Origin of the sequence: Phenylobacterium sp. LjRoot219 (assembly GCF_964252995.1) — a bacterium.
Classification (GTDB): domain Bacteria; phylum Pseudomonadota; class Alphaproteobacteria; order Caulobacterales; family Caulobacteraceae; genus Phenylobacterium.
On sequence record NZ_CAXUQI020000001.1, the window covers coordinates 2,481,339 to 2,494,925 of the forward strand.

Consider the following 13,587-nt stretch of genomic DNA (forward strand, 5'->3'; position numbering starts at 1 on the left):
CGGATCGCGCATGCTCACGCCTCAATTCGGGTCCCCAGCCCGTCGCCGCATGCCGCGGCGACGCTTGTTCCTCCGCAAGGAGGCCTACATGGTGCCGGCCACACCGCGCCAGGCGGGCGCTTGTTTGAAAGGGATGCCATGACGCGTGAGAAGGCCGAGAAGTTGGGGTCTCTGTTCCTCGCCGTCTTTTCGACGGGCCTAGTCGTCCAGTTCGCCACCACCACCGGCCTTGCGCCGCAGCAGTGGTTCGGCGCCGCCGTGGCGGTGCTCGGCTCGCTCAGCATGGCCGTGGTCGTGCGCGTCTGGCCGCAGCCGCAACCCGTGCTCGCCCGGAGCGACCGCAACGAACGCTAAGCCGTCGCCCGGCTAGGGCGGCGAGCGGGCGGGGCCTAGCGCCCGCCGCCAACTTCAAGTCCATTCGAAATGCGAGGCCTCGCGCGGATGCGCGGCGTGCTCGCGCAGCACGTCGCGGTCGGCGTCGACCTCGAGCATCACCACGTCGTAGCTCCACAGGTCGGCCAGATGCTGCAGCACCCGCTCGGCGTCGGCGGGCTCCAGCAGCGCGCCGCCGGCGACATTGTGGTGCAGCACCAGCTTGCGGTCGCCGGCCAGGTCCACGTCGACCACCTCGATATTGGGCTCGCGCGCGCCGACGTCGTACTGGCGGGCCAGTTCGCGACGCATCCGGCGATAGCCCCGCTCGTTGTGGATCGCCGCCACCTCGATGCCCTCCTTCATCGCCGCGTCGTCATGCAGCTGGAACAGCCGCATCTCGCGGATCAGCCGCGGGCTCAGGAACTGGCCGATGAAGCTGTCGTCGCGGTAGTTCGCCCAGACGTCGCGCAACACCGCCATGTGGTCCCCGGTCCCGGCGATGTCGGGGAACCACTCGCGGTCCTCGGCGTCCGGCTCGGTGACGATGCGCTCGATGTCGCGCATCATCGAGAAGCCGAGGGCGTACGGATTGAAGCCCTGGAACCGCGGATCGTCGTAGCTCGGCTGGGTGACGACGTTGGTGTGCGACTGCAGGAACTCGATGTAGTTGCCGTCGGAGATCATCCCCTTGTCGTGCAGCCGCTTCATGATCGTGTAGTGGACGTAGGTCGCAGTGCCCTCGTTCATCACCTTGGTCTGGCCCTGCGGATAGAAGTACTGCGCCACCTGCCGGACGATGCGCAGCAGCTCGCGCTGCCAGGGCGCCAGGCGCGGCGCGGCCTTCTCGAGGAAATAGAGCAGGTTCTCCTGCGGCAGCCCGAGCAGCTCGCGGCGGTGCGCGGTCTGGTCCGGCGTCGGCTCGCGGCCGGCGGTGGGCAGGGTCCGCCACAGGTCGTTGAAGATCTTCTCCTGGTGCGCCCGGCGGCTTTTCTGCCGCTCCTCCTCGTGCCGCAGGTCCGGGCCGCGCGCGCCCTGATAGCGGTGCACCGCCTGGCCCATCAGCGCGTGGGCCGAATCCAGCACCCGCGCCACCGCCTCCTGGCCATAGCGGTCCTCGCAGCGGGCGATGTAGCGCTTGGCGAAGTCCAGGTAGTCCAGGATGGTGTCGGCCTGGGTCCAGGCCTTGAACAGATAGTTGTTCTTGAAGAAGTGGTTATGGCCGAAAGCTGCGTGGGCGATGACCAGGGTCTGCATCGTCGCCGTGTTGCCCTCCATCAGGTAGGAGACGCACGGCGAGGAGTTGATGACGATCTCATAGGCCAGCCCCGCCCAGCCCTTGCGGTAGAGGGTCTCGTGGTAGGCGTAGTGCTTGCCGAACGACCAGTGCTTGTAAAACAGCGGCATGCCCATGGACGCATAAGCGTCCAGCATCTGCTCGGCGGTGATCACCTCGATCTGGTTCGGATAGACGTCGAGGCCGAGCTCATCGACCGCGATCTCCTGGCAGGCGTCGTGGATGCGCTGCAGGGTCGGGAAGTCCCAGTCGGCGCCCGTGAACAGAAGCTTGTCGGAACTCATGAGCTCACCTGCTGGCCGTCGCGCTTGCGGAACAGCTCGCGGAACACCGGATAGATCTCGTTGCGGTCCTCGACCCGCCGCATCGACAGCGGCGCCCCCTCGGACTGCAGGCGCTCGTACAGCGTCCACAGCGGCGAATCCGGCATCGGCTGGCGCAGGTGCGAGCTGGCGCCCACCTCGAGGTAGGCGAAGTACTGGGTGACCGGCAGGACCTCTGCGGTCAGCAGCTGGGCGGTGAGCTGGCCGTCGCCGTGGGCGTTGTCGCCGTCCGAGGCCTGGGCCGCGTAGATGTTCCAGTCGTCCGGCGAGTAGCGCTCGGCGACGATCTTCGCCATCGCCGCCAGGGCGCTGGAGACCAGCGTCCCGCCCGAGGCCGGGCTGCGGAAGAAGGTCTCCTCGTCGACCTCCTCGGCCCGGTCGGTGTGGCGGATGAAGACCACCTCGACCCGCTTGTAGCGCCGCGTCAGGAAGACGTAGAGCAGCAGGTAGAACCGCTTGGCGAGGTCCTTCATGTGCTCGGTCATCGAGCCGGAGACGTCCATCAGGCAGAACATCACCGCCCGGGCGACCGGCTTGGGCTCGATCTCGAAGCGGCGGTAACGGACGTCGATCGGGTCGATGTAGGGGATCCGCCGCATGCGCGTCGTCATCGCCTCGATCTCAGCCTTGAGCGCGGCCCGGCGCTCGCGGTCCTGGGCCTTCTCCAGCTCCTGTTCGAGCTCGGCCAGCGCCCGCGGGCTCGGCCGCCGCAGGGCCGTGCGCCGCACCAGCGCCAGCTGCATGGTGCGGGTGACCGACATGCTGGTCGGCGAGCCGGTGGTCTGGTAGCCGGCCCGGCGCAACCCTTCGCGCTCGGTGGTCGCCAGCCGCCGCTTGGCCATGTCGGGCAGTTCGAGGTCGTCGAGAAACAGCTCGAGGAACTCCTCGCGGGTCAGCATGAAGGTGAAGGCGTCCTCGCCGTCACCCTCGCCGGCCCCGCCGCGCCCGCCGCCGCCGCCCGGTCGCGGCAGCACGTCGCCCTCGTTGAAGGTCTTGTTGCCGGGCAGGATGTGGTCCTGGACGTCGCCGGGCGCGGTGCGGAAGCGCGGCTCGCGCACGCCGTCGGACGGGATGCTGACCTCCCCGCCCTCAAGCGCGTCGCCCAGGTCGCGGCCGCCGGAAGCGTTGCGCACGGCCTCCTGCACCTGCGCCTTCGCCCGCCTCAGGAACCGCTGGCGGTTCTCGAGGCTCTTGCTGTTGGGGTTGAGCCGGCGGTCGACGATGTGCATGGGAACTCCCGTCGCGCGTTCAGCCTGCCTGCTTCACCCGCATGTACCAATCGACCAGACGCCGGACCTGGCGTTCGGTGTAGTGCCGCGCCTTCATCCGCTCGACGAACTCGGTGTGCTTCTTGTCCGTCTCGCCGTCCTTCTTCGAGCCGAACGAGATCACCGGCAGCAGGTCCTCGACCTGGCTGAACATCCGCTTCTCGATCACCTCGCGCACCTTCTCGTAGCTGGTCCACGAGGGGTTCTGCCCGCCGTACTTGGCGCGCGAGCGCAGCGAGAACTTGACGATTTCGTTGCGGAAATCCTTGGGATTGGCGATGCCCGCCGGCTTCTCGATCTTCGAAAGCTCCTGGTTGAGCAGTTCGCGATTGAGCAGCTGGCCGGTGTCCGGATCCTTGAAGTCCTGATCCTCGATCCAGGCGTCGGCGTAGTCGACGTAGCGGTCGAAGAGGTTCTGGCCGTAGTCGGAATAGGACTCCAGGTAGGCCTTCTGGATCTCGTTGCCGATGAACTCGGCGTAGCGCGAGGCGAGCTCGGCCTTGATGAACTCGAGGTAGCGCTTCTCGGTCTCCTCGGGGAGTTGCTCGCGCCGCACGCTCTGTTCGAGCACGTACATCAGGTGCACCGGGTCGGCGGCGATCTCGCTGGTGTCGTGGTTGAAGGTCGAGGCCAGCACCTTGAAGGCGAAGCGGGTCGAGGCCCCGTCCATGCCCTCGTCGACCCCGGCGGCGTCGCGGTACTCCTGGACGCTGCGGGCGTTGGGATCGGAGTCCCTGAGGCTCTCGCCGTCATAGACCCGAAGCTTGGCGTAGTAGGTCGAGTTGTCGTGCCGGCGCAGCCGGGTCAGGACCGAGAAGCGCGCCAGCATCTCCAGCGTCGCCGGCGCGCAGGGCGCGTCGGCCAGCTCGGAGCCGGCGATCAGCTTCTCGTAGATCTTCTGCTCCTCGGCGACCCGCAGGCAGTACGGCACCTTGATCACGCAGATCCGGTCGATGAAGGCTTCGTTGTTCTTGTTGCTGCGGAAGGCCTGCCATTCGGCCTCGTTGGAGTGGGCGAGGACGATCCCCAGGAACGGGATGGCGCCGATGTTCTCGGTGCCGATGTAGTTGCCCTCCTGCGTCGCCGTCAGCAGCGGGTGGAGCATCTTGATCGGGGCTTTGAACATCTCGACGAACTCGAGCAACCCCTGGTTGGCCCGGTTCAGGCCGCCGGAGTAGCTGTAGGCGTCGGGATCGTTCTGCGAAAAATACTCCAGCTTGCGGATGTCGACCTTGCCGACCAGCGAGGAGATGTCCTGGTTGTTCTCGTCGCCCGGCTCGGTCTTGGCGATGGCGACCTGGCGCAGCCGCGACGGCTGCATGCGCACCACGCTGAAGCGCGAGATGTCGCCCTCGAACTCGTGCAGCCGCTTCAGCGCCCAGGGGCTCATCACGCCGGAGAGGCGGCGCGCCGGGATCTTGTAGCGCTCCTCGAGCTCGGCGCCGTGCACCTCGGAATCGAACAGCGCCAGCGGGCTCTCGAACACCGGACTGACCTCGTCGCCCGCCTTCAGCACGTAGATCGGGTTAACTTCCATCAGCGACTTCAGCCGCTCGGCGAGCGAGGACTTGCCGCCCCCGACGGGGCCCAGCAGGTAGAGGATCTGCTTGCGCTCCTCGAGCCCCTGCGCGGCGTGGCGGAAGAACGAGACGATCTGTTCGATCGTCTCTTCCATCCCGTAGAAGCCGGAAAAGGCCGGGTAGAGCCGGATCGTGCGGTTCATGAAGACGCGGCCGAGGCGCGCATCCTTGGCCGTGTCCACCATCTCGGCTTCGCCGATCGCCGCGAGCAGCCGCTCGGCGGCGTTCGCGTAAAGTAACGGATCCCCGGCGCACGCCTCGAGATAGTTTTTAAGCGGCATCTCTGCGTTGCGCCGCGACTCGAAGGCGCTGGCGAAGGCGCTGAACAGATTCTCCGACATCACTCAGGTCGTCCTCTACATGCCCACCGACAGTCTGATCCCTGCGAAGTTAGAACGCGTCGCCCGCCTAAACGGCGAAGCTGAAAATCAACACCAACGAACAAAAACTCGTAATGCGGGGGCGGATAAGCGGAAACTTGGCTCACTTTTCATCACATCACGGCGATCTGGCTGCTTCATCGGCGTTTGCGCTTGCGCGCCGTGAGACTCTTCAAGATAGGTCCTGCCGACAAAACGCCCGCGCGCCGGGCGTGCTCCGTGTCCCGCGGCCAAAATCTTGCGCCCGCGGTGGACGGGAGGCTGGCCGCAACACGCCCCCGCTCCTGCCCCTGCCGACGTTTGCGGCTCCGCGCACCGCGGCCGGGAGCCACCAAACATAGGTTTAACCGTACACAGGGTGTTGCATTCAGGCCCGGCGGCCCCTGTGGAAACGTCGCTTTCACTGACCGGCGGCAAGCTCGGCAGCAAAAAGAAGAAGGGGTACGCGGGGCTTCCAGGACACACGTGCGAGAACCGCATGGCGCTCACAGGAGAGGTGAGAGATGTTAGCGTCTACTTGCGTGCATCCGACGACCAAGTCTCGGCCGTCTATATTTCATACTCTAGGAAGTGATTCAGGATCTTACGCCGACCGCCTCCACCAATTCTGGAAACAGGTAGAACGGTTTAAGCCGAAAACTACGATCTCAGATGCGACCCCGCGATTGATGGCCGTGGTCTCAGGCTGGATTTGCGAAGTGCGGCTGTTGCCCGACGGGCGCCGCCAGATCTTCTCATTCATCCTTCCCGGGGACGTGGTCGCCACTGGCGGGTTCACCGACGTCGGCGTGCGGGAACTCCTCACCCTGACCCATGTCGAACTCGCCGACGCGGCGCTGATGAACGCCGGCGTCGATCCCGCGCTCGCCCAGGCGGCCATCGCCGACGCGCATCGGGAACGTGAGCAGCGGCTGCTCGACCAGATCGTCCGCATCGGACGGCTCACCGCCAAGGAGCGGGTGCTCAACCTGCTGGTCGAGCTGCACGATCGCCTGGACTCCGTCGGTCTGGTGCGCAACGGCGCGTTCCGACTGCCGGTGACGCAAGAGCTGTTCGCCGACGCGCTCGGCCTCAGCGTGGTCCACATCAACCGCACCCTGCAGCAGATGCGCCGGGAAGGTCTCGTCACCTTCGAGGCTGGAGATATCCAGCTGAACAAGCGCGCGGCGCTCGCCCAGCTCGCCGCCTGCGAAGTCGCCGCGATCGAGGCTTGATACGGCGGGCGGTCGTCAGCGGACGACCGCCCGGGCCGGACGGGCTTAGCGCCCGAGCCTCTCGATCGCCCGCTTCAAGGCGTTCAAATCGAACGGCTTCTGCAAGACCGGCACCCCCGGCGGGGCTGAGACCACGGTGTCGGCGGTCCAGCCCGAGAACAGCATCACCTTGATGCCCGGCCGTTGCCCCTTCGCCCACTCCGCCAATTGCACCCCGTTCATGCCGCCCGGCATGATCAGGTCGGTGATCAGCAGGTCGAAGCTGTCGTCCGCCAGGGCGCGCTGGGCGTCCGGCCCGTTGCGCGCGCCGACGACCTCGAGCCCCAGCTCGCTCAGCATGGCCTGGGTGACGTTCGAGACGCTCTCGTCGTCCTCGACCAGCAGCACCTTCTGGATCTCGAGCGGCCGGCCGGTCTCGTCGCCGTCGTCGTGCTCGGGCTTCACCGCCGCCGAGCACGGCAGCACCACCTTGAAGGTCGCGCCCTTGCCGGGCGCGCTGACCACGTCGACGCCGCCTCCGGTTTGCTGCGCGAAGCCATAGACCTGGCTCAACCCCAGTCCGGTCCCCTGCCCCGCCGGCTTGGTCGTGAAGAAGGGGTCGAAGACGCGCTGCAGGATCTGCGGCTCGATCCCCGAGCCGTCGTCGGCCACCGCCAGCACCACGGTCGGGCCGGTGACGCCGGCCCGCTGAGCTTCCTCCGGCGTACCGTGGCGGATCTCGATCTCGATGTGGCCGCCGCTGGGCATGGCGTCGCGGGCGTTGATGCACAGGTTGAGCACCGCCGCCTCGAACTGCGCGCTCTCCATGCGCACCGCATGGGCCTCGGCCGAGACGTGCAGATGCATCTCGACGGCCTCGCCGATCGCCTTGCGCAGCAACGGCTCCAGGCTGCGCAGCGCGGCGCCGAGATCGACCTCCTGCGCGGCCAGCGGCGTGCGGCGGGCGAACGCCAGCAGCTGCTTGTTGAGCGCCTCGGCCTTCTGCGCGGCCTCCAACGCGGCCTCGATCAACTGGCTTCGGTTCGGCCGCTCCGGGCGTCGCACGACGATGTCCAGCGCGCCGATGACGACGGTCAGGAAGTTGTTGAAGTCATGGGCGATGCCGCCGGTCAGCAGCCCCAGCGCCTCCATCCGCTCCGAGCGGCTGGCGCGGTCCTCGGCGCGGCGCATGTCGGTGAGATCGCGTCCTTCGACCACCAGCAGCCGGATGTCGCCGCCCACCCCGTTGCGGACCGGACGGATCAGCACGTCGTAGTAGCCCGGCCCCTCCGGGGTCATCAGGCAGGACTCGTATTGGATGACCTGCCCCGAACGCTGCCTGATCGCGCCCTCGATCTTGGCGGCCTCCTCCGGCGCGGTGGCGTACCAGGGGCACTCCCACAGATACTTGCCGATGCAGTCCTCGATCCGCACCCCGACGTTCTCCAGGGTGGTGCGGTTGACGTCGAGGACCACGCCCTCGGCCGTGCACAGGGACGTCAGCGTATGCGAGGAATTGAAGACCGCGTCGTAGCGCGCCTCGCATTGATTCAGGTTGCGCGCGTTCTCCGCCAGCTGCCTCCTCAGCCCTTCGTTCTCGGTGGCGAGCAGCTTCCGGTCAGGCATCGTGTCTCCGCTTCCCGTGCGCAGGCCGAGATTGACCGCGTGGGTTAAAAATCGCGACTGCTTTTGACATAACAGCCAGCCCCGCCGCTGTTTTCAGCGGCCGCGAGGCCGAATTCAGGCGCGAACGCCTGCGCGCAAGGCCGTCAGCGCGTCGATTTCCCCCACCGCCGCTTCGGCCTGGGCCCGCACCAGCTCCGGGTCGGGCGCCAGACGGGCGCGAGTCGCCCGCTTCAATGCGGCGATCGCCTCGTCATGTTTCGCCTTGGCCGCCCGGTAGGCGGCGAACAACGGTTCGCGATCCGACAAGTGCTGCTCGTCCGCGACCGGCCCGTCCTCCCCGCCGGGAGCCTCGCCCCCCTCTCGCGGTTCGGTCTGAGATGGCTGCTGAGGCGCCTCACCCCGCCGACGCGCCCAACCAGAGCGGGCGGCGCGTTTACGGTTCTCGTTAGACATGCAAAATCTCTCGACAACACAGCACTTGCGCCATCGTGTCTTTGCGCCTGGGCCGCTGTCTGTCGGTAAGTGGACACAAGATACGCCGGCAAACCATTGGCCCGCAAACTCAGCCGCAGCGCCGAGAGGCTTGACCGCGCTTGCCCGATTACAACAGCCCCGCTGTGGCTGCGCGGCGCGCTAGGTCATCGTGGCGATCGGCGGCTTGCGGTCCACGGCCGGCCGCTGGGGCAGCACGCGGCATGGCACCCCTGCGGTCTGCCGGTTCAGGCCGTAGACCTCGACGTTCTCCGCCTGCGGGCTGACCAGGCGCGATCCCGCGCCGGACTGCTGCGCGCCGTCGCCGCTCTGGTTGGCGAAGCCGACCACCGGCGAGGACGGGTGGCGGATCAGGGCCGGCGGGGCCAGCAGGGTCAGATTGCGCAGCTGGACGCTCGAGGCCTGGTGGAACGGCATGCCCGCGCCGTCCTGGTTCTCGCCCGCGTAGTGGATCAGCCAGGTCGCATCGGAATCGACGGACTTCTCGCAGACCACCCCGTCCATCACCAGAGCCCCGGCGTTCGGCGCATCGAGGCAGGCGCTCTCCGAGCCGTCGCCGCCGAGCAGCCGGGAATTGCGCACGACGGTGCGCGCCGCGCGGGTCTTGAGCAGATGCCCGATGATCGCCTCGCTGGAGAGCAGGCCGTCGACGGTCAGTTCGTCGACCTGCAGCACGTAGATGTTGTGCGCCAGCCCCGTCTGGTTGCCGTTGCGGTGGAAATAGCTGTTGCGGATGGCGACCCGCTGCCCCTTGGCGCCGCCCATTATGCCGTTGTCGCAGCCTGTGAACTCGCAATCCTCGATCAGAATGTTGGCCCGGTTCGGCACGTCCTCGAGGAAGCTGTCGCCCATGCGGATCGCCGCGTAATTGCCGTTGCCGTCGCGCCGGCGGAAGCCGCGGAACGCCAGGTGGCGGAAGGTGGCGTCGAAGTTGCCGGTCGCGAACAGGCCCTTCTGGTAATAGATCACCCCGTCGCCGTAGCCGTCGGTCTCGAGCACGGGCGCGGGCTTGCCGGCCTCGCCTTCGATCAGCACCGGCCCCAGCAGGTTGCCGTCATACGGCGGCCAGCCCTTGGCGTCCGTCCAGCGCCGCGACCGCGACCCGGCGTCGTTGACGTAATAGCCGGCCGGCCCCGGGCTGATCACCACCCGGAACGCCATGCGCGAGATCTTGTCCGCGCCGGCGTAGCCGTTGTTCCACCGGGCCTCGGAGTTCATGAAGGCGCCGGCCTCGGTCAGCGACTTGAACTTTTTGCCGGGCCCGACCTCCAGCACCTCGTAGTTGTAGTTCCGCGGCGCCGGCGGGGCCGGCGCGGGGCTGGCGGGCGTAGGCGCGGCCGGCGCCGGCGCCGCCCCGGACTCGGCGTCCAGCTTCTTCGCCAGCGCCACGGCGCCCAGGCCGCAGACCGACAGGGCGAACCCCGCCACCGCGGCGCGGCGCGTCGGCCGCCCGTCTCGCGGAGTTCGGCGCGTCGCCTGATCGGGGTGCTGAGGTTTAGTCATGCCGCCACCTGCTGAAGCTGCCTACTGAAGTTGCCTGGGCCGGGTCATTGCGACCCAGGCGTCGAGATCCGCGGAGGCGTCAGCGGCCTCCGGTAGCGCGTAGAGGCTGATGCTCGAGGCGTTCGTCCCGGCGCGGCCCAGCAGCCGCCACCCAGGGTGCGCCGCCTCGCGCACCTGTTCGACCTGGGCGACGTGTTTCCAGCCGCCCGGGTCGTCCTGATAGAGCACCAGCGGAACGCGCATGCGCTCGATCTGGCCGGCGACCTCGCCGCTGCTGGCGAACTTCGCGACATAGTCCGTGCGGTTGTAGCCGCCGCCGCCGAGCAGGCGCGAACCGCGCACCGCGAACAGGCTGGGCCGGTGCGGATCGGCCCCGGCCAGTTCGGCGATGGCCGCGGCCTCGGACGAACTCTTGGCGGAGATCAGCACGACAGGATTGGCGGGCGGCTTCTCGGCCCAGACCAGCGCCGCCAGCTCGCGGATGCCGAGCGAAGGCCGGGGCGTCATGCTCAGGGCCACGGGCAAGGCGGCGATCAGCAGGACCGCGGCGGCCAGGGCGCTCGCGCCCAGGCGGGCGCGACCGGTCCACCGCGACGTCAGCAGGTCCGCGCCCAGCGCCGCCAGCAGCACCACCGGCGGGATCAGCGGCGCCAGGTAGCGGTCCTGGATTGCGGCCGGCACGAGGGTCTGGAATATCCACACCGACGCCAGCGTCGCGATCAGCATCCGCGCCGCGAGCCGGCGCGGCGAGCCGCGATCGCGGACCGCCGCGACGACGCCCAGCACCGCCAGGATCAACACCGGCGCCGCGACGTTGCGCAGCAGGATGTTGGTGTTCTCGATGGTCGCTACCGTCGAATAGGTGACGCCCCAGGCGTAGCGGAAGCCCGCCGCGACCTGGCCGTAGGTGAACAGGGTCCAGGGCCCGGCCAGCACCAGCACGATCGCCGCGGGCAGCCAGAACGACCACCGCCGCAACAGCACCCAGCGCCCAGTCGCCAGCACCGCGAGCGGCGGCGTCAGCGCCAGCAGCGCGCCGTTGCCCTTGGTCAGGATCGCCGTCGCGGCGATCAGGCCGAAGGCCGCGGCGGCCCAGGGGCTCTCGGATTCCAGGTAGGTGGTGTAGGCGTAGGCGGCGCAGATCGTCAGGAAGGCGATCGGCACGTCCAGCATGATCGTCGAGCTGCCGCTCTGGACCAGCGGGGTGAGCACGAACAGCGCCCCCGCGCCGGCCGCGAGGACCGGGTTCAGCTGCAGCTTCCGCACGGCGAACAGATAGATGACGCCGGCGGTGGCGACGGTGATCGCCGTCGACAGCAGGATCGCCGACTGGATGGTCGGCGGGAACACCAGGAACCAGGCGGCCTCCGCGAGGTAGTAGCCCGGCCCCCAGTGGCCGATGCCGACCAGCGGATAGTGCGCGTGGTAGTTGGTCAGATAAGCGATCGGCGACTGCTGGAAGCCGCTGAGCAGGTAGTCCCGGATCAGCAGGCCCGAAATGTAGTGCGAGGCCTCGTCGTCGGGGAGCTCGGCGCCAAACGCGTTATTCCGGAGCTGCAGATACAGCGTCAGCGCGGTCAGCAGAACGAGCACGCCGACGCCGATCCAGAGGCCTCGTCGGCCGTCGCGCGCATCAGGCGGTGATTGCATCCCAAACGCCCATCGAGCGGCGTGGCGAAGGCAGGTGCGCCACCAGACCCGATCGGAAAGCGCTCTGCGAGCGGGGGCAATTTCATTTGACGTGGCGAAGGTCAGGCTCCCCCGCCCTTAATCCGCCCGCCTCAAAACCAGCCGGCGAACCCGCATGCGACACGATCGACACCTGGACGTCAGCATCGTCATGCCGTGCCTGAACGAAGTGCTCTGTTTGGAGCCTTGCATCCGGGCCGCGCAGCAAGCGCTGGATGAGCTCGAACGGCGGCACGGCCTGGAAGGCGAGGTCGTCATCGCCGACAACGGCAGCACCGACGGCAGCCAGGCGCTGGCCCTGCGGCTCGGCGCGCGGGTGGTCAACGTGACCGAGCGCGGCTACGGCGCGGCGCTGCGCGGCGGCTTTGAGGCGTCGCGCGGTCGCTACCTGGTGATGGCCGACGCCGACGGCTCCTATGACTTCCGCGAGGCGGCGCCGATGGTCGAGGCGCTGATGCAGGGCGCCTCGGTGTGCATGGGCTCGCGCTTCAAGGGCGAGATCAAGCCGGGCGCCATGCCCTGGAAGAACCGCTACATCGGCAATCCGGTCCTGACCGGGATCCTGAACCTGATCTTCCACACCGGCATCAGCGACGCCCACTGCGGCCTGCGCGCGCTGACCCGCGACTGCTACGATCGCCTCGGCCTGACCGGCTCGGGGATGGAGTTCGCCAGCGAGATGGTCATCAAGGCCGCGCTGCGCGGCGAGCGGATGACCGAAGTCCCTGCCACCCTGTCGCCGGACCTGCGGGACCGGCCGCCGCACCTGCGGCCGTGGCGCGACGGCTGGCGGCACCTGCGCTACCTGTTCATGCTGAGCCCGTTCTGGGTCTTCGCCATGCCGGCCATCCTCGGCGGGGGCATCGGCCTGGGGATCCTCAGCGCCTCGGCCTGGGCCCTGGCCACCCACCGCGAGGCCAGCTTCTTCTTCGGCAACTACTGGACCGTGCTGGCCGGCGCGCTGGTCGGGCTCAGCCACATCGCGCTGATCCTGGCCATCGCCACCCATCTCTATGGCGTGCGCGAGGGCTACCGCACGCCGAACCCGTTGGCGCTGCGGCTGTCGCGCTGGGTCAATCTGGAGTCGATGGTGATCGCCGGCGCCGGCTTCTTCCTGGCCGGCATTCTGGTGTTGCTGGCCGTGCTGTTCGACTGGCAGCTCCGCGGCTTCGGCCCGGCGTTCAGCGTCTGGCCGGCGGTCGCCGGCTCGCTGCTGCTGACGCTCGGCGCGCAGAACGCGCTGGGCGGATTCCTGCTTTCCGTTCTGGGCGGCAACGAAGCCCAGTTCCTCGCCCACATGGAGCCCGCGCCCAGCCCGCGGGCGGTGCGCGGCCTCGCTGGCTCGCTCCACGGTCGCGTCAGATCGCGCTCTCAGCCGCCGGCGAGCGCTCGCTCCGGCGTCGGAAGACGAAGTGCATCCAGAGGAAGCTCCAGACCGCCCAAAAGCCCGTGTTAAGCACGAAGGCGATCCGCGGACCGATCTGAAATCCCGAGACCAGCACGCCCAGGCCGATCGTCGAGCCGCTGAGCTGGACGGCCGCGCCGAACACGAACTGCACCGCCTGCACGCCCATGTGCTTGGCGCCCGAGACGCCGAACGTCACCCGGCGATTGAGCCCGAAGCCGACGGCGACCCCGGTCAGCCAGCCGGCGGCGTTGGCGACGAGGTAGTTGACGCCCAGCCGCAGGCCCGCCTCGTAGACCACATAGGTGATCGCCGCGCAGAGCCCGCCGACGAAAAGGAAACGAATTGCGCGCCCCAGCGTGGCCGTCATTCGATCACCTGTCGTCTGCGCGGGGGAGCGGACGCCCGCGGGAGCAAGCTCGTTAGACGACGGTCAGGGCTCGGGCCCTTGCAAAAGTG

The 13,587-nt window shown here is 68.2% G+C and carries 11 protein-coding genes; 3 read left to right on the plus strand and 8 right to left on the minus strand.

Going from position 1 to position 13,587, the window contains the following annotated elements:
- Window positions 1–138 precede the first annotated feature (138 nt).
- Window positions 139–354 (plus strand): hypothetical protein, encoded by a 216-nt coding sequence (locus ACSQ14_RS12200; protein WP_436013064.1) that lies wholly within the window; start codon window positions 139–141, stop codon window positions 352–354.
- A gap of 54 nt (window positions 355–408) precedes the next feature.
- Here the strand turns inward: ACSQ14_RS12200 and ACSQ14_RS12205 are convergent, their stop codons facing one another.
- Genes ACSQ14_RS12205 through ACSQ14_RS12215 form a run of 3 tightly spaced genes read right to left on the minus strand, consistent with a single transcriptional unit; the run spans window position 409 to window position 5,181 of the window.
- A complete protein-coding gene (locus ACSQ14_RS12205; RefSeq protein ID WP_436013066.1) occupies window positions 409–1,953 on the minus strand; it encodes a SpoVR family protein in 1,545 nt (514 codons plus the stop codon).
- Complete coding sequence (locus tag ACSQ14_RS12210) at window positions 1,950–3,221, minus strand: YeaH/YhbH family protein (RefSeq protein WP_436013068.1); 1,272 nt, start codon at window positions 3,219–3,221, stop codon at window positions 1,950–1,952. The genes ACSQ14_RS12205 and ACSQ14_RS12210 overlap by 4 nt, the downstream gene beginning before the upstream one ends.
- Before the next feature lie 19 nt (window positions 3,222–3,240).
- Window positions 3,241–5,181: a PrkA family serine protein kinase gene (locus ACSQ14_RS12215; protein WP_436013070.1), complete on the minus strand. Its 1,941-nt coding sequence runs from the start codon at window positions 5,179–5,181 to the stop codon at window positions 3,241–3,243.
- Window positions 5,182–5,888: 707 nt separating this feature from the next.
- On the opposite strand from ACSQ14_RS12215, the gene ACSQ14_RS12220 reads away from it, so the two are divergent.
- Window positions 5,889–6,434: a Crp/Fnr family transcriptional regulator gene (locus ACSQ14_RS12220; protein ID WP_436013072.1), complete on the plus strand. Its 546-nt coding sequence runs from the start codon at window positions 5,889–5,891 to the stop codon at window positions 6,432–6,434.
- Between the two features lie 45 nt (window positions 6,435–6,479).
- Here the strand turns inward: ACSQ14_RS12220 and ACSQ14_RS12225 are convergent, their stop codons facing one another.
- The 4 genes from ACSQ14_RS12225 to ACSQ14_RS12240 all read right to left on the minus strand — a co-directional run bounded on the left by ACSQ14_RS12225 (window position 6,480) and on the right by ACSQ14_RS12240 (window position 11,684).
- Window positions 6,480–8,039 carry an ATP-binding protein gene (locus tag ACSQ14_RS12225; protein ID WP_436013074.1) on the minus strand — a complete coding sequence of 520 codons (1,560 nt, stop codon included), beginning with the start codon at window positions 8,037–8,039 and terminating at the stop codon, window positions 6,480–6,482.
- A 114-nt stretch (window positions 8,040–8,153) separates the two neighbouring features.
- Complete coding sequence (locus ACSQ14_RS12230; RefSeq protein WP_436013076.1) at window positions 8,154–8,327, minus strand: hypothetical protein; 174 nt, start codon at window positions 8,325–8,327, stop codon at window positions 8,154–8,156.
- 345 nt (window positions 8,328–8,672) lie between these two features.
- On the minus strand, window positions 8,673–10,034 hold the full coding sequence (locus tag ACSQ14_RS12235) for a hypothetical protein (protein ID WP_436013078.1): 1,362 nt from the start codon (window positions 10,032–10,034) through the stop codon (window positions 8,673–8,675).
- Between the two features lie 21 nt (window positions 10,035–10,055).
- Window positions 10,056–11,684: an ArnT family glycosyltransferase gene (locus tag ACSQ14_RS12240; protein ID WP_436013080.1), complete on the minus strand. Its 1,629-nt coding sequence runs from the start codon at window positions 11,682–11,684 to the stop codon at window positions 10,056–10,058.
- Window positions 11,685–11,838: 154 nt separating this feature from the next.
- Here ACSQ14_RS12240 and ACSQ14_RS12245 point away from each other — a divergent pair, with 154 nt between their 5' ends.
- Window positions 11,839–13,179: a glycosyltransferase family 2 protein gene (locus ACSQ14_RS12245; RefSeq protein ID WP_436013082.1), complete on the plus strand. Its 1,341-nt coding sequence runs from the start codon at window positions 11,839–11,841 to the stop codon at window positions 13,177–13,179.
- On the opposite strand, the gene ACSQ14_RS12250 is transcribed toward ACSQ14_RS12245, so the two are convergent.
- Window positions 13,082–13,498 carry a GtrA family protein gene (locus ACSQ14_RS12250; protein WP_436013084.1) on the minus strand — a complete coding sequence of 139 codons (417 nt, stop codon included), beginning with the start codon at window positions 13,496–13,498 and terminating at the stop codon, window positions 13,082–13,084. The genes ACSQ14_RS12245 and ACSQ14_RS12250 overlap by 98 nt on opposite strands.
- Between the last annotated feature and the right edge of the window lie 89 nt (window positions 13,499–13,587).

Coding starts and splice junctions, on each gene's coding strand:
- ACSQ14_RS12200 (WP_436013064.1), top strand. CDS start 139: ATGACGCGTGAGAAGGCCGAGAAGTTGGGGTCTCTGTTCCTCGCCGTC.
- ACSQ14_RS12205 (WP_436013066.1), bottom strand. CDS start 1,953: ATGAGTTCCGACAAGCTTCTGTTCACGGGCGCCGACTGGGACTTCCCG.
- ACSQ14_RS12210 (WP_436013068.1), bottom strand. CDS start 3,221: ATGCACATCGTCGACCGCCGGCTCAACCCCAACAGCAAGAGCCTCGAG.
- ACSQ14_RS12215 (WP_436013070.1), bottom strand. CDS start 5,181: ATGTCGGAGAATCTGTTCAGCGCCTTCGCCAGCGCCTTCGAGTCGCGG.
- ACSQ14_RS12220 (WP_436013072.1), top strand. CDS start 5,889: ATGGCCGTGGTCTCAGGCTGGATTTGCGAAGTGCGGCTGTTGCCCGAC.
- ACSQ14_RS12225 (WP_436013074.1), bottom strand. CDS start 8,039: ATGCCTGACCGGAAGCTGCTCGCCACCGAGAACGAAGGGCTGAGGAGG.
- ACSQ14_RS12235 (WP_436013078.1), bottom strand. CDS start 10,034: ATGACTAAACCTCAGCACCCCGATCAGGCGACGCGCCGAACTCCGCGA.
- ACSQ14_RS12240 (WP_436013080.1), bottom strand. CDS start 11,684: ATGCAATCACCGCCTGATGCGCGCGACGGCCGACGAGGCCTCTGGATC.
- ACSQ14_RS12245 (WP_436013082.1), top strand. CDS start 11,839: ATGCGACACGATCGACACCTGGACGTCAGCATCGTCATGCCGTGCCTG.
- ACSQ14_RS12250 (WP_436013084.1), bottom strand. CDS start 13,498: ATGACGGCCACGCTGGGGCGCGCAATTCGTTTCCTTTTCGTCGGCGGG.